The organism is Mesorhizobium sp. M0040, assembly GCF_040323505.1.
GTDB lineage: Bacteria > Pseudomonadota > Alphaproteobacteria > Rhizobiales > Rhizobiaceae > Mesorhizobium.
Genome location: NZ_JAMYVA010000021.1, coordinates 17814 through 44106 on the forward strand (window position 1 = coordinate 17814; position 26293 = coordinate 44106).

Annotated in this window: 21 protein-coding genes; 10 read left to right on the forward strand and 11 right to left on the reverse strand. The window is 61.6% G+C overall.

The genetic code is table 11. The features are described from left to right. Nucleotides 1–75: 75 nt before the first annotated feature. The 10 genes from NKJ91_RS18915 to NKJ91_RS18960 all read right to left on the reverse strand — a co-directional run bounded on the left by NKJ91_RS18915 (nucleotide 76) and on the right by NKJ91_RS18960 (nucleotide 14315). Nucleotides 76–954 carry a hypothetical protein gene (locus NKJ91_RS18915; RefSeq protein ID WP_352456794.1) on the reverse strand — a complete coding sequence of 293 codons (879 nt, stop codon included), beginning with the start codon at nucleotides 952–954 and terminating at the stop codon, nucleotides 76–78. Nucleotides 955–1318: 364 nt separating this feature from the next. Continuing rightward, nucleotides 1319–3238, reverse strand: coding sequence for a hypothetical protein (locus NKJ91_RS18920; protein ID WP_352456795.1), 1920 nt, complete (start codon nucleotides 3236–3238; stop codon nucleotides 1319–1321). Beyond that, on the reverse strand, nucleotides 3231–7808 hold the full coding sequence (locus NKJ91_RS18925; RefSeq protein WP_352456796.1) for an HTH domain-containing protein: 4578 nt from the start codon (nucleotides 7806–7808) through the stop codon (nucleotides 3231–3233). The genes NKJ91_RS18920 and NKJ91_RS18925 overlap by 8 nt, the downstream gene beginning before the upstream one ends. A gap of 284 nt (nucleotides 7809–8092) precedes the next feature. Beyond that, nucleotides 8093–8323 (reverse strand): hypothetical protein, encoded by a 231-nt coding sequence (locus NKJ91_RS18930; RefSeq protein ID WP_352456797.1) that lies wholly within the window; start codon nucleotides 8321–8323, stop codon nucleotides 8093–8095. Between the two features lie 186 nt (nucleotides 8324–8509). Next, complete coding sequence (gene gnd / locus NKJ91_RS18935; protein WP_352456798.1) at nucleotides 8510–9934, reverse strand: NADP-dependent phosphogluconate dehydrogenase; 1425 nt, start codon at nucleotides 9932–9934, stop codon at nucleotides 8510–8512. Nucleotides 9935–10074: 140 nt separating this feature from the next. Further along, nucleotides 10075–11700, reverse strand: coding sequence for a copper resistance CopC/CopD family protein (locus NKJ91_RS18940; RefSeq protein ID WP_352456799.1), 1626 nt, complete (start codon nucleotides 11698–11700; stop codon nucleotides 10075–10077). A gap of 56 nt (nucleotides 11701–11756) precedes the next feature. Next, nucleotides 11757–12275 (reverse strand): YcnI family copper-binding membrane protein, encoded by a 519-nt coding sequence (locus NKJ91_RS18945; RefSeq protein WP_352456800.1) that lies wholly within the window; start codon nucleotides 12273–12275, stop codon nucleotides 11757–11759. A gap of 25 nt (nucleotides 12276–12300) precedes the next feature. Then, a complete protein-coding gene (locus NKJ91_RS18950; RefSeq protein ID WP_352456801.1) occupies nucleotides 12301–12837 on the reverse strand; it encodes a copper chaperone PCu(A)C in 537 nt (178 codons plus the stop codon). A 99-nt stretch (nucleotides 12838–12936) separates the two neighbouring features. Continuing rightward, nucleotides 12937–13293 (reverse strand): DUF2946 family protein, encoded by a 357-nt coding sequence (locus tag NKJ91_RS18955; RefSeq protein WP_352456802.1) that lies wholly within the window; start codon nucleotides 13291–13293, stop codon nucleotides 12937–12939. A 119-nt stretch (nucleotides 13294–13412) separates the two neighbouring features. Further along, nucleotides 13413–14315 (reverse strand): GntR family transcriptional regulator, encoded by a 903-nt coding sequence (locus NKJ91_RS18960; protein WP_352456803.1) that lies wholly within the window; start codon nucleotides 14313–14315, stop codon nucleotides 13413–13415. 256 nt (nucleotides 14316–14571) lie between these two features. On the opposite strand from NKJ91_RS18960, the gene NKJ91_RS18965 reads away from it, so the two are divergent. The 5 genes from NKJ91_RS18965 (at nucleotide 14572) to NKJ91_RS18985 (ending at nucleotide 21101) form a co-directional block, all read left to right on the forward strand. Continuing rightward, nucleotides 14572–16077, forward strand: a complete 1506-nt coding sequence (locus NKJ91_RS18965) for a UxaA family hydrolase (protein WP_352456804.1) — start codon at nucleotides 14572–14574, stop codon at nucleotides 16075–16077. Nucleotides 16078–16407: 330 nt separating this feature from the next. Then, on the forward strand, nucleotides 16408–17403 hold the full coding sequence (locus NKJ91_RS18970) for an ABC transporter substrate-binding protein (RefSeq protein WP_023675208.1): 996 nt from the start codon (nucleotides 16408–16410) through the stop codon (nucleotides 17401–17403). Between the two features lie 104 nt (nucleotides 17404–17507). After that, nucleotides 17508–19061, forward strand: coding sequence for a sugar ABC transporter ATP-binding protein (locus NKJ91_RS18975; protein ID WP_352456805.1), 1554 nt, complete (start codon nucleotides 17508–17510; stop codon nucleotides 19059–19061). Further along, the gene (locus tag NKJ91_RS18980) at nucleotides 19058–20023 is read left to right on the forward strand and encodes an ABC transporter permease (protein ID WP_352448376.1); all 966 of its coding nucleotides are present in this window, start codon (nucleotides 19058–19060) and stop codon (nucleotides 20021–20023) included. The genes NKJ91_RS18975 and NKJ91_RS18980 overlap by 4 nt, the downstream gene beginning before the upstream one ends. Before the next feature lie 61 nt (nucleotides 20024–20084). After that, complete coding sequence (locus NKJ91_RS18985; RefSeq protein ID WP_352456806.1) at nucleotides 20085–21101, forward strand: zinc-binding alcohol dehydrogenase family protein; 1017 nt, start codon at nucleotides 20085–20087, stop codon at nucleotides 21099–21101. An 18-nt stretch (nucleotides 21102–21119) separates the two neighbouring features. Here the strand turns inward: NKJ91_RS18985 and phnF are convergent, their stop codons facing one another. Then, entirely contained in the window at nucleotides 21120–21863 is a 744-nt protein-coding gene (phnF, locus tag NKJ91_RS18990) for a phosphonate metabolism transcriptional regulator PhnF (RefSeq protein WP_352448378.1), read from the reverse strand. Nucleotides 21864–21998: 135 nt separating this feature from the next. On the opposite strand from phnF, the gene phnG reads away from it, so the two are divergent. From phnG to phnK, 5 genes are all read left to right on the forward strand, one after another. Beyond that, a complete protein-coding gene (gene phnG / locus NKJ91_RS18995) occupies nucleotides 21999–22460 on the forward strand; it encodes a phosphonate C-P lyase system protein PhnG (protein WP_023675204.1) in 462 nt (153 codons plus the stop codon). Then, nucleotides 22460–23068 (forward strand): phosphonate C-P lyase system protein PhnH, encoded by a 609-nt coding sequence (phnH, locus tag NKJ91_RS19000; RefSeq protein ID WP_352456807.1) that lies wholly within the window; start codon nucleotides 22460–22462, stop codon nucleotides 23066–23068. The genes phnG and phnH overlap by 1 nt, the downstream gene beginning before the upstream one ends. Before the next feature lies 1 nt (nucleotide 23069). Next, the gene (locus NKJ91_RS19005; RefSeq protein ID WP_352456808.1) at nucleotides 23070–24182 is read left to right on the forward strand and encodes a carbon-phosphorus lyase complex subunit; all 1113 of its coding nucleotides are present in this window, start codon (nucleotides 23070–23072) and stop codon (nucleotides 24180–24182) included. Between the two features lie 265 nt (nucleotides 24183–24447). After that, nucleotides 24448–25347 carry an alpha-D-ribose 1-methylphosphonate 5-phosphate C-P-lyase PhnJ gene (locus NKJ91_RS19010; protein WP_352456809.1) on the forward strand — a complete coding sequence of 300 codons (900 nt, stop codon included), beginning with the start codon at nucleotides 24448–24450 and terminating at the stop codon, nucleotides 25345–25347. Next, complete coding sequence (phnK, locus tag NKJ91_RS19015; protein ID WP_352456810.1) at nucleotides 25344–26120, forward strand: phosphonate C-P lyase system protein PhnK; 777 nt, start codon at nucleotides 25344–25346, stop codon at nucleotides 26118–26120. The genes NKJ91_RS19010 and phnK overlap by 4 nt, the downstream gene beginning before the upstream one ends. Nucleotides 26121–26293: the final 173 nt, after the last annotated feature.

The window sequence follows — 26293 nt, forward strand, 5'->3', positions numbered from 1 at the left end:
CCGCAAGCGGTCTGTCCGCTTGTCGGCAAAATAGCCAGTACAGCGGACTATACACACGACGACATAGGTGGAAGGTCAGCCTATTGGGTCAGCCTGTTCGCCCAGTTCAGTCGTACCTGCCTGCGCGCTCGTTGGCCCGGGCGCTACACCCAGCTTATCGAAAACCGCCTTGGCAAGTTCATCATCCAGCTTGGCCAGCGTCCTGGCCACCGCCCACCAACTCTTCACACGCATGTAAGCGCCGTGCATCGAGGAAGATTGCACCCCAACTATCTTCGCAAAGCCTTCTGGTGCCCAGAAGCCCTGCTCAGGCTGTCCACTCACGTCCCAGAACGCTGCTCCGCTTGCACCCTCAAGGTTAGGCGTCGTCGTAAAGGATTTGCCGACCACGTCCGCGATCCGCGAATATTCGTAAAACCAATCGAGGCCTTCAAGCACGGGCTGCTCAGCGCCTTTCGGCACGGATGGCAGGAGGGCAGTCATGACAGTGATAGGCTTGAATATCATTGTTTTGCCGTCGACGTCGTATTCCGACCTGGGGAAGCCGACGAGCCATCCGCCGCCCGGCGGATTGACGCTGACCCGGACGTTGTCGAGCGTAAGGAAATTCCAGTTATCTTTCAACGCACTCACGGAATCCGGATGAATGATCTCCATAACAGCAACGTCAACATGTTGGTTTCTGGGACGCGTGTACTGCATATTGAGGATGCGGGTATAACCACTTGTCTGTCGCGAGTCGGGTATTGCCACGTGTTCAAGGTGGCTAGGGTTGTCCATGAACAGGTGGGCAGCTGTGACGATGAAATGGCGGTCGTTGATCCGCAAGAGGTTCCCCGTGCCAACGGGTACAGGTTTATTGTCCTCTATTTCCACCATAATTGGCACGGTGGACTTCAAGATGAATCCGCGAACCGCGTCGACGCGCTTCATCAACTCTTCGCCAACTTCCATATTTCGCCTGTCTCCTCCGAATCAAGTGGTCCGCGCCGCCGATGTTATGTAGGAAAGCACTGTGCCGCCCGCGAGGCGAGCCTATTGGATGTTGCTTGCAACCGGGCTTCATCTGTGCACCGCCCCGTCACAAATGCAAATGCAAAACCTTCATGGGGCTGTGAACCGATTGGCGGCTTCTGGAGAGCAAGACTAAATAAGCAGACTCGCTCTTGTGTTCGAAGGTCGCCGTCGCGGTATGCGTGTTGTCGATTGGTCTAAATGCCATCATCGATACGATGAATAAATAGGATCTGCATGGCGCTGCCGATTTGACAGCTTACAAATTGCCCAATTAGTTCGACTCGTCGAATTTAGAGCACGCTCAATCGCACAACGCTGAGAGTGTTGCGTCGACTTTTGCCGTGTGCTGCCACAATTCCGGAACGGCATGACACAGCGTGCGCAGGTGAGAGCGAAAACGGGCCGCTTCTTTCCGCTCAAGCTCTCCGTTGGCAATTTCAAGCAGCCACTCACCGACGGTTTTGCACCATTCGAGTTTGTCCTTCCTCGAAGCGCATGCCACGAGTGCGATCCGCATCTTGGCTTCGGCATCGGCTTTCAGGTCTCCACGCCGTCCCAGTACGCGTGTTAGGATACGAAGTTCGTCTGCGAGCTCGGGATATCGCGCGGAAGCGGCAATGGAGGCGAGACCCATTAGCAACGTGAAGGTAATATCCGCATCTTGTTCGAATGCGAGCCGATATTTTACGCTCCTCAGCAGGTTTGAAATTAATCCGGCAATCTCCTTATCGAAGTGAAAAGTCATCGAGAAGTTGACGACGCTTGCGAAGATTTTCGCTTCCAAAACCTTACCATCTTGAGGTGCTCTAAGGTCGGCTTGAAGGTCCTTGGGAAATTCTATTGGTGCAGCGATGCCGCCTTCGACAGGGCTCGGAGCGGCGGCCGTAGGCACCGAGGTCAAAGTCTCCAGTTGATTTGGCTCTTTGCCCAACACTAGCGAGCGAAGCGGTCCGTCAGATATGTCGGATTGAAATTCATTGCTCACGATTCTCGCGCGCATCAACAGCTCCAAACGGAGTTGCGCAGGGGTCATCAGGTCGGGAAGCCAGCGCGGTTCTTCGCGAAGGTCTGCTAAAGTTTGCATAAAGAAGTGCTGGGCACGCAGATGTGCCCATTCGCTCCAATCCTCGCCGGCGCCTCCGAGCGATACAATCGCTCGCTCCAGTATCGACGCTTGCGCTGTAGCGGCAAGTCGCCGCCAATATGGCGGCGCATCGGCAAAGCACCGTGTGCGCGCCAATTCTCCATCCGCAAAAACAAAAAGGTGCGCTGTTAGTGCCAATCTTCCGTCTTTATCGGATGGATTTTCATCGCGAACGTCTTCTATGATCTTTACGAGATACGGTTCGATCTGGGGATATTTCGAGAACGCACGTATGCCAACTTCTACTCCGGCGATTTGAGAGAAACGATCTCCCTCATTTGCGAGCCATCTAAAAAAACTCTTCACTTCCTCCGGCGCTTTGCCGGAAATATCGATGAGGGCGCTAAGGCGAGGATTTGCGCAAAAGAGAAGGCATTGGGCCAACCCTCGACCGAAATCCCAGTTGAGGAGCCGATCGACCTGCGCCTTGGCATTGCCAGCTGCGTATTTTTCCACATTCGCGGCATCGCCCCGATCCCCGATCAAGCCTCGATAGTATCTAGCGTTGCGAGGGACGAGGACTGAAACTCGGCCTTCGTTCTGCATGGCCTCATGTCGAATTGCCTTGGCCACTTCTTGGGGAACGAGCGCAAGGTCTTCTTTGAGGTCGCTCATTTCCTCGTCGCTGAGTGGGCGCTCCTCGATCTTTTGCCGCCACGATTCGATAGTATCCGTCGGTAGGTTCCGCTCTGCGACCTCGACTTGGAAGCCGGACAAACGGATGTCTTTATTTTCGGCAAGCATCCAAAAAGAGGGTATCTCATGGCGTGCTTCGCCCAACGAAAGGAAAAGCTTCGGTTCCTTTTCAAGCTCCATCGACAGTTTTGCGGATGTTCCATCGACCGTTTTGACCGGGATGGAAGTTTGAGGGTTGGCATAAAGTGCGCGGATTGCCGGGAAAAGCGCCGACCTTTTGATGGAGGCATCGAGCCCGTTAAATGTGATCGTCGCGTCTAGCGAGAGACCGTAACGCTCGCGGAAAACGGTGTCCTCCAATGCATCGACGCCGATAGACGGCGGAAATATCCGCAAAAGCTCTACCGCCAAGTTTTTTCGGGTGTCCAACGGTTCAACCATCGCTCCCCCCATCCGGCAAACCTTTCGCTATCTCGAAATCGATCACATCGCGGACCGATTCGAGCAACTTATCGTACGATTGCGGTTGCTCGTCTTTGAACTCGTTAAGCAGAAAGTCTTCAAGCCACTTCCAGTAGCGTACTCGGACCGCTTCCGTAGCCGACGGGAATATCATCAGCGCCATGACCTGCGCACGGTGACGATCCGTGCTATCAGTTGCCATGTGAACCGCTATGTGTGCCCAGCCGCGCGGGTCGAGCAGTTTGAGCACCCAATTCGATCGGGCGCGTGCCTCGACTTCGGGAATTTCATCGTTCCATTGCGCTCTGAGAGCGGTTAGGAGTTCCTTGATAAGTGTATCTAGCCACTCGCTCTCGGCCGGTAACTGAAGCGCGTCTGTCATGCGGACGCGGGTAATCGATTCCCGAATAGCGCGGAGCTCGGCCGTTTCTCGAACGCGAGAGTCAACGACCGGTGCGGCATTGAGAAGCGTCGATATTTCGCCGGCACAGTGCGGCACGAAGGCAAGGCCGGCCCAGCGCAGACAGGTGATAGCCTCGGTGAGGTCGTGCTCCGAAAGTGCGCCATCGCCCGCCATCGTCGTCAGCACATCTACAGAGGTTGCGGTCGGTGCAGTGTTGGTAGTCGGATATTTGTTGACGAACCGATCATCGACAACCACGGCATCGACGTCAGGGGTCTGCGCGATCATTAAGCGACTGGGATTTAGGTCGTAATTGTCGTTCACATCTCCCGGCATTTGGCGTCCAAGAACGACTTTGCCGGATGCGATGCCATCTCGAAGAATGTTCTGAACGGTTTCGACCGTTACCCGAGCTTCCGCGCCGGACTCATCGAAGTTTGTAAGCGCGTCGGCTTGTTGCGCCTCCGACGAGGTAATGAAAGCTTTAAAGCCAGCTTTTGCCAAACGTGGGAGCAGTTTCAATTGTTGGAGGTATGACACCGTCAGATCGTCGAGATAAAGAGTAGATCCCGGTTGAATTCGAGGAGTATGTGGCCATGGCGTTTCGTGCAGTTGAAGGAAAGAAAGCGCGTTCGTGCGCTCGACTTCCGTCAAAACTCCGGTCGTTCTGAGGACTTCGATAAGGTCTGTACATCCGGCGAAATGACTTTCGAAGCCGGATACATCCGCCTTTTCCTCCAATAGCGATCCCGGTCGATGAAGCGGGTACGGGCATATAACGATCTTTTGGGAGGCGTCTTCGCTATCGACAGTCTGTGCTGCAATCAAATACTTGGCGATTTCGTCTCCGACTTCGTGCTCAATCGCAGGAGGTGGAGCGCCCCCTTCGAAAATGTGCAGCTGTCCGTCGTCTATGAGGTTTTTGATTTCTTGCGCTCGCTGGACTTGGCTGGGTTGGTGAAACGCCAGTTTCGCTCGTTCTTCGAAGAGCCACGAAAGGGTCGTGTGCGAAATAAAAACGCTGTCGCTCCAATCGAGCACGCGTTGCAAAACACCGGTCACAGCGAAGGACAGTATGCTGGTAATATCGAGTGCAAGCCTTTTCCCACCGACACGTCGGATCGGTCTGTTACCGGCATAGGCAAAAATCAGCGGTCGCTTGCGCGGGTCCGCTTCTTTGAGGTTCTGAAGCGCAGGGCGCAAAGTCAAATCGAGCAGGGTGCGGCGGGTCGCTTGAGCGGCTAGGAACATCGGCGTTTCCCCGCGAACAAGCATATCCCATGAGCGGTCTACACGTTCGTTCCAACGCGGCTGCCCATCAATAATTTCACGAATGTCTACCCGCTTGATCGGACCGTCTTCGCCTGAGGTCTCGATTGCGGTCGCAAGCCAGCCATGAATGTCCCCATCGTTCTCCCAACCCGACGAGGAGGCGATATCGTATGCTTGCACCAGTACATTCGGATCCTTATCGGCTTTTTTAGCGGCTTCTCGGACCAGTTCTTGCGACCTAGGGCCCGCGCCAAGGCGCTGAGCTAGAATACCGGCACGCAGAAGCTCAACCGGTTCTCTCTCATCTCTTTTCGCCCACTCGCTTTCCACGAAACTGTTGAGCGAACTCCAATCTCCGGAGGCGATTGCGATGTTCATCGAGAGATAGCGATCGTTTTGAACGTCACGGCTTGAACGGAGTGCGTCGAGCATCGCTTTTGCATCCGCCAGGTGCCCCAATCGAAAATAGGACCATGACACCGCGGTGCCGATATTGCCCGATGCACGCACAATGGCTGGATTGCCCTCTGCGAACTCGACGATTTTCTCGTCGGCTTCGATCTCATAGAGAGCCGATACGTAAATCTCTGCACTTGCACCGTCTTTCAGCGCCGCAAATAGTTTTTCCCCATACTGTGCCAATCTTGGGAAATCTCGCGTACGCTTCAGTTCATCGACGAGCTTTATGAGAGCCGATACGGTTTTTTGAGCTGAATACTCACTTTCCCTTCCAGCGACCGGGTCTGCACCTTCGGACTCTTCGATGATGTTTTTCAGGGTTTCAACGATATGGGGTTCAACCTCGCTCTCAATATCGACTAGTTTGGCTCGCGCGTCCGTCGTTCGCCCTGCCCTTGCCAGCGCTTCGATCTCAATCGAAACGATAAATGCAGGTTGATAGTATTCGATGAGTTCTGCTCGATGCGCTTCGATGTAGTTGGCGACTTCCGGCGCTTTTTTCCTCAACGCCATCATCAAGCGGGCAACTGAGGCGTCGACGGATGTTCCTCCCGAAAGCGCCATTGCACGTTCGATATCGCTCTCGATAGCCTCTTCGTTGAGCGGCAATCCGAAGTCGGCGGCCAAGGGCAATCGCCGAAGACGAACTTTCTCGTCAGCCATACTGTCTTGCAGTTCTTTGAGAGCAGCTGCGTGCGATGACGGGTCTCTCAGTTCAAGCCAAAGAGCACGGTCGGAAGCGAATGCAGCGGCTTTATCCGCCTCAAGCGAGGTCAGGATGACTGCCGACCTTTTGTAGAACTCGATAGCCTTCGTTCTGCATTCCATCGCCGATGCGTCCTCGCCGAGCGGAAAGCCGGCCAGGTCTTGCGGCAGCGGGAGCTGGAGAACTTCTCGGAATTCAGGATGCACGGCGTTGCCGAGATATGCCGCCGCGGCAAGGAAGAGCAGCGCCGGCGTTTCGTTGAAATCGGTTTCCGAAAGAGCGCTCGCTGTCTCAAATGCAGATGACCAGTCGCCTGCAGTCAGTTGCAAACTTATAACTCTGAACTTGCCATCCGGATGCAGGCGATCCAGAGAGATGCCTGCACTTCTCAGCCACTTAAGCGCGTCCTCAGGTGGGAGGCCGTGCGCAGCGATAAAAAGCGACGCAGCTAACGATTGCTGCGTATCCAAGTGCGCCAGCATCGAAAGTGCAGCGGATTTATCGCCGTTCGGTGCATATAAGCGAAGAAAGGCGCGAGCGATGGTAATTTCATCGGACGTTCCATATTCTTCGGCCATTGCGAGTGATCGCTCGGCTTCCGGAAAGTCTACACTAACTAGAATTCTGGCGCACCAAGCGAAGATGGATTGCCGCATGGCAGGCGAAGCGGTCGTCAGCTCACCGCTTTCAGCCTCTCTGCGAAGTTCCATACAAGCTGGCTTGGACTCGAAACCGATAGTGAACCGCGCCCGCTTGAGTTTAGAAAGCCGGCGGAACGCTTCCCTCGTAACAATGGTATTCTGAGCAGAGGGTCCAGAAAGAGCACGTGCCATATCCTTCTGTGCGGCCAGAATTTTTTGGTTTGTTATCTCTATTCCAGTTAGCTGTTCTCGCTGAGTTGGCGAACCCGTTTTGATAGGAACGTTTGCGGCTGTTAGGGCTATGCGGATGCCAGTTCCGTCCACGCGACCTCGCGCCGCCATAATGGCTTGGCATTTGCGCTCGATGACTTGGAAGGCCGCCGAGGCGTTTTCCGGCTCTTCGAGTAAAGCCGCTAGCCTGGTCTCAGCAGAGTCGCGGCTCGGTCCACCGAAATCGAAATTCATTACATGAATGAATTTCATTACGTCATTCAAATCGAGCGTGGCTAGAGCGTTGTGGCTATTGAAGGCCTGCCGCAACAATCCTGAAAATGAGGTCAGTACCGCCTGTTGCGCATCATTTAGTGTATCGATTGAACCCATGCGCAACGCATTGAGCGCGATCGGTAAGTCCGTTTTGTAGGTTACCGAGGTTGTCGGCCCTACGGCGATGACCATTGCATCTCGGTCGTTTTTGAGAGGGCGGTTCCAACCGCGTGCGCCATCGCCTGACACTGTTAGGCGCCAAAGGCGGGCGAACTCATCGCACGTCTTTCCTAACTCGCTATCCAACTTCGTGCTGCCGCTGAGTCTATTTTTGGATTGAATGAAGACCCATCCGGCCTGATCCGTTTCGACTACAATGTCATCAACCGGGGCATCGCTTTCCATGCGCAGCGAAACGGGCTTCGCGGCACCCAGCTCCAGACGAGCATCTAATATGCTAGGCGTGATTATCTGTACGGCGAACGAGGCCGCGACCGATACTTGCATGGAAACGCCGGCTGCTGTGGCGTTTCCACCTCCGGTCGCAAACAGGCTTTCGTTCTTAGCTTTCCCTTTAGCCATGGCCTTTCATTAGAGGACAAAACGCCCCCATCATACTCTCTATATCTGGTGAACATACCATAGGCGAAGGGTGAGCCGGGGCAGAGGAAACAAAGGCACGCGCCTCGTGCAACACCTGCTTCATAATTGGACCCTCTCCTCGCGACAAATGTCAGCTTTTGAGAGTAAGCTAGCAGTAGCTCAATGTCTGATTTGAGGCGCAGTCCCGACGTCCAGATGGCGAACCGCCGGACCGGCCCGAGAACTCCCAACGGCGCGCTTGAGATCACCCGCGCGCGGCTCTACTAGTCCGAAAACCTCACGCTCACGCCGCGCTGCCGAAAATAGGCCTGCATCAACTTGCGCCCCGAGCGGTTGTTCTGCGCCAACTTGGTCGGATCGAACACCGCCTGTTTTATCCCTTCTCGTGTCAGCGCCGCTTTAAGCGTCGCGATATGTACGTCGATGTCGGCATTATCCGCCCGCAGCGAGGCATAGATACTTTCGGTCGCCTGGGCCACGGTCGGTTCGCTCACAGGTGTCGTCCTTTGGTTGGTTGAGCGGCGGCTTACCACAGATTCGCGGCTCCGCCGATACCGATGAGACCGTCAATCGTCTCTACCGGCATAGCAGGTTCTGGCGCGAACCGACACCCAGTTGGTGGCTGGAGATATCTGCCTTCTGACAACCGCAAAATTGGACTCTAGGTCCAAGTCGCGGCGCTAGCCGCCCGCACCGCTCCCCCAGGGCCCATGGAAAGCGCCCTGCCCATCGATGCGCTCGAAGCCGTGCGCGCCGAAGAAATCGCGCTGCGCCTGGATCAGGTTCGAAGTGCCGCGGCCCTGCCGGTAACTGTCGAAATAGGCAAGTGCAGATGACAGGGCCGGCACCGGCGAGCCGGCTTCGGCCGCCCTTGCGACGACACGGCGAAGCGACGGATGTGCCTCCTGCATCAATGAGACGAAAGCCGGCGCCATCAACAGGTTGGTGGCTGCGCCGCCGCCGCCGAAGGCCTCCGCCATCGTATCCAGCAATTGCGAGCGGATGATGCAGCCGGCCCGCCAGATCTTGGCGATGACCGGCATCGGCAGGTTCCAGTTGAATTCCTTCGACGCGCCGCTCATCACCGCGAATCCTTGCGCGTAGGCGGCGATCTTGCCGGCAAACAGAGCCAGCTCGAGATCGGCGAGCAGGGCGTCCCTGTCTCCGGAAATCTTGCTCACGCCGCCGCCATAGACCTTTTCGGCGGCAAGCCGCTCGTCCTTGATCGACGACAGCACGCGTGCCGCCACAGCCGCCTCGATCGCGGTGGCCGGGATGCCGAGCTGCTGCGCCTCGATCACCGACCATTTGCCGGTGCCTTTCTGGCCGGCGCGGTCGAGGATGATGTCGACCACCGGTTTGCCGGTCTTGGGATCGTCGGCGGCCAGCACCTTGGCGGTGATCTCGATCAGGTACGAATTGAGCCTGCCCGTGTTCCACTGGGAAAACACCTCGGCGATCTCTTTCGGCCCCATGCCGAGCCCGTCGCGCAATATGCCGTAGATCTCGGCGATCATCTGCATGTCGGCATATTCGATGCCGTTGTGGATGGTCTTGACGAAATGGCCGGCGCCGTCGGTGCCAAGCCACGCCGCGCAAGGCTCGCCCTTGAACTTGGCCGAGATCGCGGTCAGCACCTTTTCGACGCGCTTCCAGGACTCTTCGGTGCCGCCGACCATGATCGAGGGACCGTGGCGTGCGCCCTCCTCGCCGCCGGACACGCCCATGCCGATGAAGGTCAGGCCCGAATCGGTAAGCTCGGAGAAGCGCCGCATCGTATCGCGGAAATTGGCATTGCCGGCGTCGATGACGATGTCGTTGACCGACAGCACGCCGCGCAATGCCGCGATCTGCTCGTCGACTGGCTTGCCGGCCAGCACCATGATGATGATCGGCCGCGGCGGCCGGATCGCGGCGGCCAGTTCTTCGAGGCTGTAGCAGGGCACCACCCTATCCCGAAGCGCGCCGGCATTTTCGACAAAGGCATCGGTGCGCGCCGCGGTGCGATTGAAGACGGCAATGCGGTGCCCCTTCTCGGCGATATTGAGCGCCAGGTTGGAGCCCATCGTGCCAAGGCCGATCAGGCCTATTTCGGCTTTTTCCATCGTTTCTTCCCTGCTTTCGGATCTTGTTGGTTTGAGCCCGCGATTGGGTTGGACGCCCATTCTTGATGGCGATGATTGACGGGGGTTCGCGGCCGCGTCAACCGCCTCGCCGAATTGTCTTGCGTGGACCAGCGCTCTCGTCACGGCCTGATGTCGATCGGCGCCTCTATCTTCACCATCTCGAAATCCGAGACCAGGATATCGAGCCGCGCCGTCCACCGGCCGGCGACCGGAATGACGAGATCGTCGACGCGCCAGGTGCCGTCGCCAAGCCTCGTCGCCGGGCGCTTGATGGGTTCGATGCCGGAATCGGGCTTTGACAGCACCAGCGTTAGCTGCTTGACGTCGAGCGGGCCGAAATCGCCGGTCATGATGAAGATCGAAGCGGCAACAGGCCCGGCATGGCCGGGCACAATGCTGAGGTCGGCCATCGCTTGCAGCGTGTGGATATGCACCGACGCCGGCTGTACCGCGGCGATCGCCAGCGCGCGCGGCGGCGGCGTGAAGCGCCAGCCGGCGGCAACGCCGAAGATCGCGACCACGATCAGCACCTCGATGCCGATCGAGCGGGCCAGTCGCCTCTGGACTTCCGTCTTTCCTGCCTCGGCGGGGACCGTAAGCTTGAAGCGGTTGACGGCAGCGAGCGTGAACAGAAAGACAAGCAGCACCAGCTTGATCAGCAGCAGCCGGCCATAGGCAGTGTGGACCAGCGCCGACGGCGTTTTCACCTGGATGACGGCGAGCACGATGCCGGCTGCCGCAAGCGCGACCACGACGGGCAGGATCGCTTGCGAAAACCGGCGCAGCAACGGCCCGGCTTCGGCCGGCTGCCGTTTCAAGGCTAGACCGAGCGGCGTCAGCGCTCCGGCCCAGACAGCAATGCCGACGCCGTGCAGAAACACCATCGGCCTTGTCAGCCATTGCGGCTCGGCGGCATTGGCATGCCCGCTGGCGGCAAGTGCAGCGCCGACGCCAACCAATCCGGCCAAGGCCAGCGGCCTTGCGTCGGCGGGCGGCACGACCAGCGACAACAGGCCAAGGCCGAGCGCCATCAGCGCGATCAGCACCGTCCAGCCAAAGCTGGTACCGAGCGCGGTCTGCCAGATGACCGGCTGCGCCAGCCGGGCGAGCGGCGCACCGAGTGCATCCAGCCCCTGGAAACCGAGCGACAGCGGTGCCGCCGCCAACCCGCACAGGATCGCAGCGACGATCATGTTCCGGCCGGATCGCCCGCCTTGCGCCAACCAGGCCTGCGCAAAGGCACCGCCGACACCGAAAAACAGGCCGATGTATAGAAAAACCTTGCCGATCCAGATCGCCGTTCGAAGCTCCCGGTCGACAGCTTCGGAGGCGGCCGGCGCAGCACTCGGTGCACCGACCGAGAACAGCACCGAGCCGCCGACCGGATGCCCGTCGGCGGAGATTACCCGCCAGCTCAGCACATGCGTGCCGGATTTCAGCGCCTGCGGATTGTCGACCTCGACGGTCTGGCCGCTGAGCCGGAAGGAGGTCAGCGGGACCGCCGTGCCGTCGGGCCGCACCAGCGTCAGCACCAGCGGCGAAACCGGTTCGCTGAAGGTCAGCGACATCTGCGACGGGCTCTGCGCCAGCACCGCACCGTCAGCCGGCTCGGCCTTGATCAGCGCCGCATGGGCGAAGGCTGCGTTTGGCGCGGCAATGGTGGCAAGCAGCACAATCGCGGCCAGCAGGCCGATGGCAAGCCGGCCGGTTGTGCAGGCCGTTCGGACGATGGATGCCGCGCTCATGTCACCGCCACAAAGACAGCGGCGCGCTCTTTCGGATAGAGCGCGCCGCGTAAGGATCACTTCTTCGGCAGCAGCTTGAGGCCGGGCGCCGGAAATTCCAGCGCGTCCTCAGCCTGCCCGGCCGCCGGAATTTCGATCCAGCGATCGGCAACCCCGTCACATTCCTGCACCACCGGGAAATGCAGCGTCTGACCTGCCGGCAGGTCGGACGCCAGCGTCGCGCGAAAGACGAATTCGTCGTAGAACTCGTCCGGCAGGCTGCCGGCGCTCCAGTCGATCTCCTTGACGCCGCTGGTCACTGCCTGGCCGTAGAGCTGGTAGGACTTTTCGTATTTGCCGTTCTTGACCTGCAGTGTCCAACCCGGCTTCGGCATCGGTTTGACCGAGAGCACCCCTTCCGGGATCTGCACGCGCAGCGCGGTCGTCGCCTTGCCCTCGCAGCCATGCGGCACCCGAAGAACCGCCTTGTAGGTCGAGCCCACCGCCGCCTCCGGCGTTTCGAGCGTGATGTGGGCAAAGGCCGCGCTGGTCCCGAGGACAAGAAGCACGCAGCCGGGCAAAAGAGATTTCTTCATGATGCTACCTCTCGAAGCGGCCAAGTCAGTCGTCGTCCTGGGGCGCCGCGCTGCCGATGCCTTGCACGGCGAATTCAATCTGCACGGGCCCGGCTTTCTCGAAGGTCAGCGTGGCGGAGAACGTTTCGCCCTCCTTGGGCTGCCGCTTCAAATCCATGAACATCAAATGATAGCCGTTAGGCGCCAGCGCGACCTTGCCGCCGGCCGGGATTTCGAGGCCGCCGGTGACCGGCCGCATGGTCATGACGCCATTGCTGACGCCCATCTCGTGCAGTTCGGCCTTGGCCGAAATGTCGGAGGTGATCGACAGCAGGCGATCCGCCGCACTGCCTGTGTTGGTGATGGTGAAGTAGCCGCCGGCCACCTTGGCGCCGGCTGGCGTGGCGCGCGACCAGGGGTGCCCGATCTCGAGATCGCCAAGCTTGAACTCGTGTGCCAACACCGTCTGGGCGCTGGCGAACAGGAGGGCAAGAACGCAAAGGGCGACGCCGAGACGCTGCTCGAAACTACCCAGTGCGAAGCGCCTGCGGCTGGATGCGGCAGCGCGAAAAGAGTGAGACATGATTGCTCCGTGGACTGTAGGGGATCGCGCCGATGGCCGGTCGCGAACGATGTCGATAAACGCGCCGGCAAAGCGTTGCGCGGCGCGAACCAGAACGGATCAGGCCGTCGCCGGTGGTGCGCGCGGATTGGACGGAGTGCGGGTGCGGGCGAAATCGCGATGCCGGAAGGCCGGCAGGATAAAGGCGATGGTTTCGACGGAAAGGCTGCGAGCCAGGCTCCCGGCGGCATCGGGTGGCGCGTAGACCGCCGAAACGAGGTTGCAGCCAAGCATGCAGCAAGCCGGCATGTGCTGCTGATGCGGATCGCCGGCGGGGAGTTGCGCCGCACCGTCATGGGTGCAGATCGTGTTGCCGAAAGCATCGAATTGCGAGGCTTTCGGCGCGACGCCGGACGCAAACGCGCCGAACATCGACTGGAGCATGAAAAGCCAGGCCGCGGCGAACGCGACCGGCATGCTCCATCGTCTCCGGCGTATGGTCAAGAACCAGCCTCTTCGCGCAGCAACGTCAGCTCTCTAGCACGGAGCCGGCGGCCGGAAAATCGCCAAAACGTTGCTGCGGCAACGCAACACAATCACGCGCGTTGCGGCTGCCTGCCCTCGGGAATGGACGTCAGCAGCGTTTGGCGGGCCGATTTCAGGTGCTTGCGGCAGGCGGCGTCGACCTTGGCGAGATCGCGCGATTTGAGCGCGGCGATATAGGCGAGATGCTCCTGGACCGCGACTTCGTTGCGTTCGCGCTCCTGCGCCTTGTTCCACTGGTAGTGGTAGTGGAAGATCATGGCGATGACGTCGTAGAAATCGACGATGAAGCGGTTGTGCGACGCCCGATGGATCAGCCGGTGAAAGCGCTCGTCAAGCTCGGAGAATTCGTTGAAGCGCACGGCGATCTCGCGCTCCAGCCGGTGATGCTCGTCTTCCAGGCGGTCGAGGTCGGCCCACACCGGGCTGTCCTCGGGCAGAGCGGCAAAGGCTGCGGCCGAGCGCAGTTCGAACATCTCGCGGATTTCGGTCAGCTCCAGCGCGAAGGCGCGGGTAAAGCCTTTCAGCACCCAGTGGCTGTTGCGGCGCTTCTCGATCAGCCCAAAGCGCGAGAAGCGGATCAGGAATTCGCGCACGCTGGTGGTGCCGACGCCGATCTCGCGTGCCAGTTCGAGCTCGTTGATCTGCATGCCGGCTTCGGCACCGCTGGCAAGCAGCCGCCGCATGAAGGAGCGCTCGATGATTTCGGCCAGCGTGTCGGTTTCTTCCTCGGGGAAGAAATCGTCCGGTCGCGGTTCGCGCAGGACCGTCTTGCTGCGCTTGTTCCAATCGATCAGCCCGGTTTCTTCCATGCGCGCAAGGATAGTGCGGACCGTCGTGCGGCTGACGCCGAGCAGCGTACCCAGCTCCGGCTCCGAAGGCAGGCTCCTGGTTTCGTCGAGCAGCCTCAGACCGCGATTATAGGCGTCCTTGTAAACGTTGTTGCTCTTCGACATCCCCTGCCCCGTGGCGCATCGGCGTTTGCGGCCAGTGTGAAGCGTTTCTCGCGCATGAAACCGGTACCTTTTCGGAAAACATCATGCGCAACGCTAGTTTTGGTTGTAGAGCCTACTTCTCGCATCCAAAAGACGCGTCGCGCTCTGGCGAAAAAACAATTGACGCAAAAATGTTTTTTCACGATAAAAGACATTATATGTTAAGAGCCGCGTGTCAATCCGCTCGCGCACCCAGGAACACACCCAGGAAGCTCCCGTGAACGCCGCAAACAGCATTCTTCTGTCTCCCGCCGACAATGTCGCGGTCGCCAATGGCCGCATCGAGATCGGCACCGTGCTGCCGGGCGGCGCCGTCGCCGCCGCAGTGATCGAGCCGGGCCACAAAGTGGCGATCAAGCCGATTGCGGCCGGCGAGGCCGTGGTCAAATACGCCCAGGCGATCGGCCGCGCCACGCAAGACATCGCGCCCGGCGAGCATGTCCATTCGCACAATCTGGTCTTCGAAAGCGGGCGTTTGCCGGTGGTGCCGCCGAGCGAGGCAGTGCATGCGACCGAGGCCGACCGCGCCCGCACCTTCATGGGCTACCGCCGCGCCGACGGCCGCGCCGGCACGCGCAACTTCATCGGCATTCTCGCCAGCGTCAATTGCTCGGCCACCGTCTGCCACGCCATCGCTGACGCGGCGAACCGCACGCTTCTGCCGCAATATCCCGGCATCGACGGCTTCGTCCCGATCGTCCACGGCCAGGGCTGCGGCATGAGCGCCACCGGCGACGGCATGATGGTGCTACACCGCACGCTGGCCGGCTACGCCCGTCATCCGAATTTTGGTGGTGTGCTGATGGTCGGGCTCGGCTGCGAGGTCAACCAGCTCACCCTCTACGGCCAGAAGGGCGTTGCCGCGGGAAAACGCCATTTCAACATCCAGGAAGCCGGCGGCTCGCGCAAATCGGTCGAGAAGGCGCTGGTCGTGCTGGCCGAGATCGCCGAGGAGGTCGGCAAGCTTCAGCGTGAGCCGATCCCGGTCAGCGAGATCGTCGTCGGCCTGCAATGCGGCGGCTCCGACGGCATGTCCGGCATCACCGCCAATCCGGCGCTGGGTGCCGCGGTCGACATTTTGGCCGGCGTCGGCGGTGTCGGCATCCTCTCCGAGACGACGGAGATCTACGGCGCCGAGCACCTGCTTGCCTATCGCGCCGCCACCCCCGAGATCGCCGCCAAGCTCGACGGCTACGTGAAATGGTGGGAAGACCATGTCGCCAAGCATGGCGCTTCCATCGACAACAACCCATCGCCGGGCAATAAGCGTGGCGGCCTGACCACCATCCTGGAAAAGTCGCTCGGCGCGGTCGCCAAGGGCGGCCAGACGCCGCTCAACGGCGTCTTCGGCTATGCCGAAAAGGTCATCGGGCACGGGCTGGTGTTCATGGACACGCCCGGCTACGACCCGGTCTCGGCCACCGGCCAGGTGGCGGGCGGCGCCAACGTCATCGTCTTCACCACAGGCCGCGGCTCCTGCTTCGGCTGCCGGCCGACGCCGTCGATTAAGGTCGCCACCAACTCGACCATGTATCACACGATGGAAGAGGACATGGACGTGAATTGCGGCGTCATCGCCTCGGGCGAAAAGACCATCGCCGGCATGGGCCGCGAGATCTTCGAACTGATCGTCGAGACGGCTTCGGGCCGCAAGACCAAGAGCGAAGAGTTCGGCTACGGCGACAACGAGTTCGTGCCTTGGCATCTCGGAGCGACGCTCTAAGCCGGACATGCGCAATAGTCGCGAACACCGGACGTGATCGCCAGGCGTCACAGTTCCAACGCTCCCGAAAAAGAATGAACATTCCATATTGACTGGACGATGGAATTAATATTCCATGCGACATATAGGAGGAGATTGGCAGCGGAGTTCCGGAGGGAGCAAGCTTTCCCGCCCAGCCATTCGAGCGGCCATCAAACATCGCTTGCGCCGACCGAGGTGATGCACTATCAAAATGCGGTAAATGTTTTTTATTGATAAAGTTCCGTTTGGGCCGCGCCATCCGAATGGAGCTTCCGTAACATTCACCGGGCGACTTAGGGAGGACTCCTAATGAAATTCGTGACCAGCATTCTCAACCGCCGCGCCTTCGTGGCACTTGCAGCCGCCTCGATGCTTGCCGGCGTGATGCATTCGGCGCCGGCATCCGCGGCCGACGCGACCATTCCGATCATCGTCAAGGACACCACGTCCTTCTACTGGCAGATCGTTCTGGCCGGCGCCCGCAAGGCCGGCAAGGATCTCGGCGTCAACGTGCCGGAGCTCGGCGCCCAGGCCGAGACCGACGTCAACGGCCAGATCTCGATCCTCGAAAATGCCGTCGCCGGCAACCCGGCGGCCGTCGTCATTGCGCCGACCGAAGCCAAGGCGCTCGGCAAGCCGATCGACGAGGCCGCCACCAAGGTCAAGATCATCGGTATCGACTCCGGCGCCGACTCCAAGGCCTTCACCTCGTTCCTGACCACCGACAACATCCAGGGCGGCCGCGTTGCCGCTGACGGCCTTGCCGCAGCCATCGGCGAAGCCAATGGCGGCAAGGTCGAGGGCGACGTCGCCCTGATCACCGCTCTTCCGGGCGCCGGCTCGCTCGAACAGCGCGCCCAGGGTTTTAAGGAACAGCTCGCTGCCAAATATCCGGGCCTCAAGCTGGTCGCCGACAAATACGCCGACGGCCAGGCCACCACCGGCCTCAACATCGCCACCGACCTGATCACCGCCAACCCCAACCTCAAGGGCATCTTCGCCTCCAACCTGATCATGGCGCAGGGCGTCGGTCAGGCGATCGCCGAGAACAGTCTTGCCGGCAAGGTCGGGCTGGTCGGTTTCGACAGCGACGAGAAGCTGATCAAGTTCCTCAACGACGGCGTCATCTCGGCGCTCGTCGTCCAGGACCCGTACCGGATGGGCTATGACGGCATCAAGACGGCGCTCGCCGCCTCGAAGGGCGAGAAGGTCGAGGCCAATGTCGATACCGGCGCCAATTTGGTTACCAAGGCCAACATGAAGGATCCGAAGATCGACGCGCTGCTCAACCCGAAGCTCGACTGAGCATAGCCGCAAGTGAACTGTTTCCGGGGCCTTTTCGCCCCGGAAACATCCCACTCGTGCCAATCGCGAGGCCAATCTTTGGGGGCCAATCTGGGAGGATTGTCATGATGTCGACGGCGCAGGAACTCCATCCGGCCCCAACGCTGGAACCGGGCAGGACCATCCTCGAACTCCGCGGGCTGGAAAAGCGCTATCCCGGCACCCATGCGCTGAAGCCGGTCGATCTCGCCTTCAAGGCCGGCGAGATCCACGCCATCGTTGGCGAGAACGGCGCCGGCAAATCCACCCTGATCAAGCTTCTTACCGGCGTCATGCCGCGCACCTCCGGCGACGTCATCTGGGAGGGCAAGCCTGCCGCATTGGCAACGCCGCATGAGGCGATGGCGCTCGGCATCAATGCCGTGCATCAGGAAGTCGTCCTATGCCGCCATCTCACCGTCGCCGCCAACATGTTCCTCGGCGAGGAGGATTCCCGCTTCGGCATCCTGCAGCAGCGGGCGATGGTCAGGCAGGCGCAGAAGATCATCGACGATCTCGGCTTCGACCTGCCGGCGCATGTCATGCTGGGTGACCTGACCATCGGCCAGCAGCAGTTGATCGCCGCCGCCCGCGCCACGGTGCGCGGCACCAAATTCCTGATCTTCGACGAGCCGACCGCCTATCTTACCCGCAAGGAGGCCGACCAGCTGTTCACGCTGATCCGCCGGCTGAAGGGCGAAGGCGTCACCATCATCTACATCAGCCATCGCATGGAAGAAGTGTTCGAGCTCGCCGACCGCGTCTCGGTGCTGCGCGACGGCACGCTGGTCGGCACCAGGAACATTGCCGAGACCAATGACGCCGAGCTGGTCAAGATGATGATCAACCGCTCGATCGAGCAGGTCTACCACAAGGAGCATTTCACCCCCGGCGCGACCATCGTCGAAACCAGGAACCTGTCCGGCAAGGGTTTCGAAAATGTCTCGATGTCCGTCCGCGCCGGCGAGATCGTCGGCCTCTACGGCCTGATCGGCGCCGGGCGCAGCGAGTTCGTCACCACGCTCTATGGCCGGCACCGCAAATCGGCCGGCCAGATCCTGTGGGAGGGCAAGGAGGTCAAGGTCAATTCCGAACACGACGCGATCAGGCTCGGCATGGCGCTGGCCCCGGAAAGCCGCCGCGACCAGGGCCTCTGCCTCAACCTGCCGGTCGGACTCAACCTCAATCTGCCGATCTACAAGCGCATCTCGAGCAATCTGCTGATCTCCCGCGCGCAGGAAAAGGCGCAAGCCGATCGCCAGATCGCCGACCTGCGCATCAAGACGCCGACGCGCGGCGCGCTGGCCTCCAGCCTGTCCGGCGGTAACCAGCAGAAGATCGTCATCGGCAAATGGCTCGCCCATGGCGCCAAGCTATTCATCTTCGACGAGCCGACTGTCGGCGTCGACGTCGGCACCAAGGCCGAGATCTACCGCCTGTTCGGCGCGCTGTTGTCCAAGGGAGCCGGCATCATCCTGATCTCGTCCTACCTGCCCGAGGTCTATGAACTCGCCGACACGCTGCACGTGTTCCGGCGCGGCAAGCTGGTGGCCACGCACGGCTTTCGTACCGCTGACCACGAGGAGATCCTCACCCAGGCGCTGGCCGAGAAACAAGAAAAACCGGGAGGACGGATATGAGCACCGAGGCGATCGCTGCCGAAAGGCCGAAACGCAACTACAACGCCCTGTTCGGGCTGACACTGCTGGCGCTGCTGGTTCTTTTATGGATCATCCTGTCGGTGGCGACGCCGAGCTTCGCCTCCGCCAACAACATCTCCAACCTGTTGCGGCAAGGGTCGATGATCGCCATCCTGGCGGTCGGCCAGACCTTCGTCATCATCACCGGCGGCATCGACCTTTCCGTCGGCGCCGTGGTCGGCTTCGCCACCGTCATCGTCGCGATGCTGATCAACGCCGGCACACCGGTTTTCCTCGCCATCCTGATCACCTTGCTGGTCGGCGTCGCCATCGGCATGTTCCATGGGTTCGGCATCGTCAAGATGGGCCTGCCGCCCTTCATCATCACTCTGGCAACGCTGACCTCGCTGCGCGGCATCGGTCTGTTGATGACCAATGGCAACTCGATCTCGATCAACAACGACGCCTTCCAGACGTTCTCGCGCAGTTCCTTCGCCGGCGTCCCCAATCTGTTCTGGATGGTGATCCTGGTCGGCATCCCAGCCTACATCTTCCTGCACCACAGCCGCTGGGGCCGCTATCTGTTCTCGGTCGGCTCCAACGCCGAGGCGTCGCGCCTGTCAGGCGTCAACGTCCAGCGCACCATCTACATGGCCTACACGCTGTCGGGCCTGTGTGCGGCCTTCGTCGGCGTGCTGCTTGCCTCGCGCATCGGCATCGGCAATCCGACGCAGGCCGAGGGCTGGGAATTGCAGGCGATCGCCTCCTCGGTGATCGGCGGCACCTCGCTGTTCGGCGCTGTCGGCTCAGTGCACGGGCCGCTGCTCGGCGCCTTCATCCTTGCCACCATCAACAACGGCGCCAATCTGCTCAACGTCAACGCGTTCTGGCAGCGCATCATCACCGGCGTGCTGATCATCGTCATCGTCTATTTCGACGGGCTGCGCCGCCGCGGCAAATAGACTGCCTCCCAACAACCGCCGGCCTCGCGACGGCGGTGCCATGAACCGACTGGATTGAAGCATGAAAGCCGTCGTCTGCCGCTCGCCCGGCGAACTTGTCCTCGAAGATCGTCCGGCGCCTGGCGCGCCCCCCGCCGGCTGGGCGCTGGTCGCCGTCAGCCATGTCGGCATCTGCGGCACCGACTATCACATCTTCGAAGGCAAGCACCCGTTCCTCGCCTATCCCCGCATCATGGGCCACGAGGTTTCCGGCACCGTGATCGAGGTTGGCGAGGACGTCGATCTCGCCGTCGGCGAAGCGGTGATCGTCAATCCCTATCTCGCCTGCGGCAAATGCATCGCCTGCCGGCAAGGCAAGCCGAATTGCTGCGTCAGGATCGAGGTGCTCGGCGTCCACCGCGACGGCGCCATGTGCGAGCAGATCCTGGTGCCGGCGCAAAATCTTTATCCGGCAAACGGCTTGTCGCTGGCCGATGCCGCCGCCGTCGAATTCCTTGCGATCGGCGCCCATGCCGTGCGGCGCTCGCTGGCTGATCCAGGAGCGCGCACGCTGGTCATCGGCGCCGGCCCGATCGGGCTCGGCACGGCGCTGTTCGCCCGCATCGCCGGGCTCGATGTGACGCTGCTCGACATGAGCGCTGAACGGCTTGGCTTTGCCGAAAGCGAACTCGGCTTCGCGACGCTCGACGGCTCGCGAGGCACCGCTGCCGACCTGGTGCGGGAAGCAACCGGCGGCGACGGCTTCGACGTGGTTTTCGATGCCACCGGCAACACCCGGTCGGTGCAGTCGGCCTTCGCCCATGTCGCGCATGGCGGGGCGCTGGTCCTGGTCAGCGTCGTCAAGGACGACATCGCCTTTTCCGATCCCGAATTCCACAAGCGCGAGATGATGCTGATCGGCAGCCGCAACGCCCTGCGAGCCGATTTCGACCATGTCGCCGCCTCGATCCGCAACGGCGCGCTGCCGCTGGCAAAGCTGGTCACCCACCGCACCACGCTTGGCGAGACGCCGCACGACCTCGCCCGCTGGGCGCATGAGAAGTCCGGCCTGATCAAGGCCGTCATTCAAGTCGGATGATGCCAGGGCTGCCGCATCTCAGAGCGCCGACAATTTGAGCTCGATCCGCTCGGCCGGGAAGCGCGACTCCGAAAACTGTATCGGCTGACCGTCGGGCGTGACGTTGACGGCGACCGTCACCAGCACGATGGCGCCGGGCTGCAGCTCGAGGTCCGCAAGGTCGGCGGCATCGGCATGGCGCGCCGACAGCACGGTCGATTGCCTGAGATAGTCGTCGATGCCGAAACGTGCCAGCGATGCGGTGATCGAACCGGTTTCCGCCATGGCGGCATCGATGCCGGCAAAGCGCCTGGCATCGAACCAGCCGGCCGCGCGGGACACCGGCATTCCATCGGCTTCGCCGCGCGTTTCCAGGCGTATCACATCGGCCCCCGTCGCAAGGCCTAAGCCCTCTGCGACACGACGGTTGGCCGGCTCGATCGATGACGCGAGCAAGGTGATATGCCGCTCGGACGCCTGTCCTTGCAATCCCTCGGAAAAGCGGGTGCGGGCGCCGATCGGATAAGACAGCCGCTTGCGCGACAGCACGAAGGTGCCGCGCCCCTGCTCCGCCCTGAGCACACCCTCCTGCACCAGCGCTGCGATAGCGCTACGCACCGTGTGGCGGTTGACGCCATAGCGTCCGGCCAACGCGATCTCCGGCGGCAGCGCGGCATTCTCGGGAAAATCGCCGGCGGCGATCGAATGCAGGATCTGGTCGGCGATCTGCCGCCACAGCGCGACACCGCTGCGCCGCTCGATGCTGTTGGCTTGTCCGATCATCTCCCGCCCCAATTCCTCGCGCCGATCTTTTGGCCCGTGTCACGTGCCCGTCATGGACACGCGCTAGATAATGGATATAATTTGTATAGTTGTCTATATCAATAGACAAATGAACGCAGACGAGGAGCACCGGCCATGCGAGGACGGGAAGCGCGAGAGCAGGCCGAGCGCAAGGCCGTGATGGCGACGCTGGCGCAATCGGCCGGCGACGACATCGTCCGCCTCTGGGACGAAGCCGGTCTGCCTTGCGAAGCGGAACTTCTGCGTGGCCCCGAAACCGGCCTGGTTACGGTACGCGGCCGCATCGGCGGCGGTGGTGCCCCTTTCAATGTCGGCGAGGCGACGGTCACCCGTGCCACGGTGCGGCTTGCGTCCGGCCATGTCGGCCACTGCTACGCGCTCGGCCGCGACAAGCAGAAGGCAAGGCTGGCGGCAATCGCCGATGCGCTGTGGCAGGACCCGGCCCACCGCAATGAGGTCGAGATCAGGATCGTTGCGCCATTGCAGGCGGCACTGGCCAAGGCGCGTGAACAGCGCCGCGCCGAGACGGCGGCGACCAAGGTCGATTTCTTCACCATGGTGCGCGGAGAAGACTGATGGATATCGCCACTCAATCCATTGAAGGCGGCTTCGCCGATCCGGTATTCAATGCCCAGACCGTATTCCGTGCCGTGATGGACGCGATGGCGCGGCCAGGCAGCGTGCAGCCGCTGCCGGCCCTCGCCCACCCCCCGGTGCCGCTGTCGGCCACCGCCGGCGCCGTTGCGCTGGCGCTGTGCGACAACGACACGCCGCTCTGGCTCGACCCGGCTTTGCAGGTGTCGGCGGTGAAATCCTGGCTTGGCTTCCATACCGGCGCGCCGCTGGCCAACACCCCGGCCGACGCGCATTTCGCGCTGATCGCCACGCCGGCCGAGATGATGGCGCTCGACGGGTTTTCGCAAGGCACCCAGGATTATCCCGATCGCTCCACGACGCTGATCCTCGAGGTCGGCGATCTCATCTCCGGCGCTGCGCTGGTGCTCGAAGGCCCGGGCATCGAGAAGACGGCGACGATCGCGCCGGCGCAAATGCCGCGCCATTTCGTCGAGCAATGGAAGCAGAACAACCAGCGCTTTCCCCGCGGTGTCGACATCGTCCTCGCCACCCCTGACAGCGTTGCCTGCCTGCCGCGCACGACGCGCATCAAGATGATGGAGGCGTAGCATGTATGTTGCGGTAAAGGGTGGCGAAGCGGCCATTCGCAACGCCCACAAACTGCTCGCCGACCGCCGGCGCGGCGATCGTTCGGTGCCCGCACTTCGCCTCGACCAGATCGTCGAGCAGCTGGCGCTCGGCGTCGACCGGGTGATGAGCGAAGGTTCGCTCTACGACAGGGAATTGGCGGCACTCGCCATCGTCCAGGCGCGCGGCGACATGATCGAGGCGATCTTCCTGGTTCGCGCCTATCGCACCACGCTGCCGCGTTTCGGCTACACCAGGGCGATCGACACCGGCACGATGCTGGTCGAGCGGCGGGTGTCGGCCACCTACAAGGACCTGCCCGGCGGCCAGTTGCTCGGCCCGACTTTCGACTACACCCACCGGCTGCTCGATCCCGAACTTGCCGCCGGCGGCGATGTCGCCGAGCCGGAACAGCGTGCAGGCGAAGCGGAGGCGATGCCGCGCGTCTCGGCCATCCTCGCCCGCGAAGGCCTGATCGAGCCCGACGGCGACATGCCCGGCGATCATGTCCCCGGCGACATCACCCGTGAGCCGCTCGAATTCCCGATGGCGCGCGACATCCGCCTGCAGGCGCTGTCGCGCGGCGACGAGGGATTTCTGCTGGCGCTCGGCTATTCCACCCAACGCGGCTATGCGCGCAACCATCCCTTCGTCGGCGAAGTTCGCATCGGCGAGGTCGAACTGGAACTGGACGTGCCGGAACTGCCCTTTGCCGTGTCGCTCGGCAGCATCCGCGTCACCGAATGCCAGATGGTCAACCAGTTCAAGGGCTCGGCCAAGGCGCCGCCGCAATTCACCCGCGGCTACGGCCTCGTCTTCGGCCAGAGCGAACGCAAGGCGATGGCCATGGCGCTGTGCGACCGCGCGCTGCGCGCCTCGGAGTTGGGTGAGGATGTCATCGCCGCCGCGCAGGACGAGGAGTTCGTCATCTCGCATTCCGACAATGTCCAGGCGACCGGCTTCGTCGAGCATCTGAAGCTGCCGCATTATGTCGACTTCCAGGCCGAGCTCGACCTCGTGCGCCGCATGCGCACCGAGCACGACGCCCGCGAAAATGCCGGCAAGGGCGAAGAGAAGAGGCAGGCAGCGGAATGACTTCAGTTAGCTCCACCACCGTGACCTCCCCCGTCTGGGGAATGGCCTCCGGATCCGCCGTAACCGCTACTGCCGCCAATGGTCTCGCCTTGCGCGCCTTCCCTCGGCTCAGGAAGAACCATTCTTCGAAGCACAAAGGCAACCACCCCGACGAACACCAGCAACAGGATTCCGAGGCGCATCCATCCGGTCGGGGTCATCGGAGCCCAGCCCCTTTTCCGTGTCCTGGAACTCAACTCGGTAGCACAGAGCGGAAGCGATCGCCATGACCGACATCGCCACCTACAACTTCGCCTATCTTGACGAACAGACCAAGCGGATGATCCGTCGGGCGATCCTCAAGGGCATCGCCATTCCTGGCTATCAGGTGCCGTTCGCCTCGCGCGAAATGCCGATGCCCTATGGTTGGGGCACCGGCGGCGTCCAGGTCACCGCTTCGATCATTGGCCCGGACGATGTGCTCAAGGTCATTGACCAAGGCGCCGACGACACCACCAATGCCGTCTCGATCCGCGCCTTCTTCAAGAAGGTCGCCAATGTCGCGGTCACCACCGAGACGGCGAAGGCGACCATCATCCAGACGCGCCACCGCATCCCTGAATATCCGCTGAGTGCCGGTCAGGTGCTGGTCTACCAGGTACCCATCCCCGAGCCGCTGCGCTTCCTCGAGCCGCGGGAAACGGAGACGCGCAAGATGCATGCGCTGGAGGAATACGGGCTCATGCATGTAAAACTCTACGAGGACATCGCCAGGCACGGCCGCATCGCCACCACCTACGCCTACCCGGTCAAGGTTGAGGGCCGCTATGTGATGGATCCCTCGCCGACGCCGAAATTCGACAATCCCAAGATGCACCGTTCGCCGGCTTTGCAATTGTTCGGCGCCGGCCGCGAAAAGCGCATCTACGCGCTGCCGCCCTTCACCGATGTGGTCAGCCTCGATTTCGAGGACCATCCGTTCGAGGTGCAGACCTTCGACCAGCCCTGCGCGCTGTGCGCGGCCGAGAACGTCTATCTCGACGAGGTCATCCTCGACGACCATGGCGGCCACATGTTCGTCTGCTCCGATACCGATCATTGCGAGAAGCGGCGCGCGGAAGGCCACTGCGGCCATCTCGCGCCCGAGACCCATCTTGCCCCAGGAAAAACGGAGCCGGCGCAATGACAGACGAACCGCTGCTGCGCGTTTCGGCGCTGTCCAAATTCTACGGCTCGCGCGTCGGCTGCGAGAACGTCACTTTTGACCTCTGGCCGGGCGAAGTGCTGGCGGTGGTCGGCGAATCCGGTTCCGGCAAGACGACTTTGCTCAACTGCCTGTCAACTCGACTGCTGCCCAGCTCCGGCACCGCCAGCTACCGGATGCGCGACGGCCAGTTTCGCGAACTCTACCGCATGAGCGAGGCCGAGCGCCGCTTCCTGATGCGCACCGATTGGGGTTTTGTCCATCAGAACCCGGCCGACGGGCTGCGCATGACGGTGTCGGCCGGCGCCAATGTCGGCGAGCGGCTGATGGCGGTCGGCGACCGTCACTATGGCAGGATCCGCGCAACGGCGGTCGACTGGTTGTCTCGTGTCGAGATCGACGAAGACCGCATCGACAACGAGCCGCGCGCCTTTTCCGGAGGCATGCGCCAGCGCCTGCAGATCGCCCGCAACCTCGTCACCGGGCCGCGGCTGGTGTTCATGGACGAGCCAACCGGCGGCCTCGACGTCTCGGTGCAGGCGCGCCTGCTCGATCTGTTGCGCGGCCTGGTCACCGATCTCGGCCTGGCCGCCATCGTCGTCACCCACGATCTCGCCGTGGCGCGGCTGTTGTCGCAGCGCATGATGGTGATGAAGGACGGCCGCGTCGTCGAAAGCGGCCTCACCGACCGCGTCCTCGACGATCCGCGCGCGCCTTATACCCAATTGCTTGTCTCCTCGATTCTGCAGGTGTGACGATGATTGCTCCGGCGTACCCCCCTCTGGCCTTCCGGCCATCACCCCCTCAAGGGGGGAGATCAGCAGCTTTTATGTCCCGCCCGTTCTGCGACACAGGAGAATGGCGAAACCGAATGCGACAGCCGATCTCCCCCCTTGAGGGGGAGATGGCCGGCAGGCCAGAGGGGGGT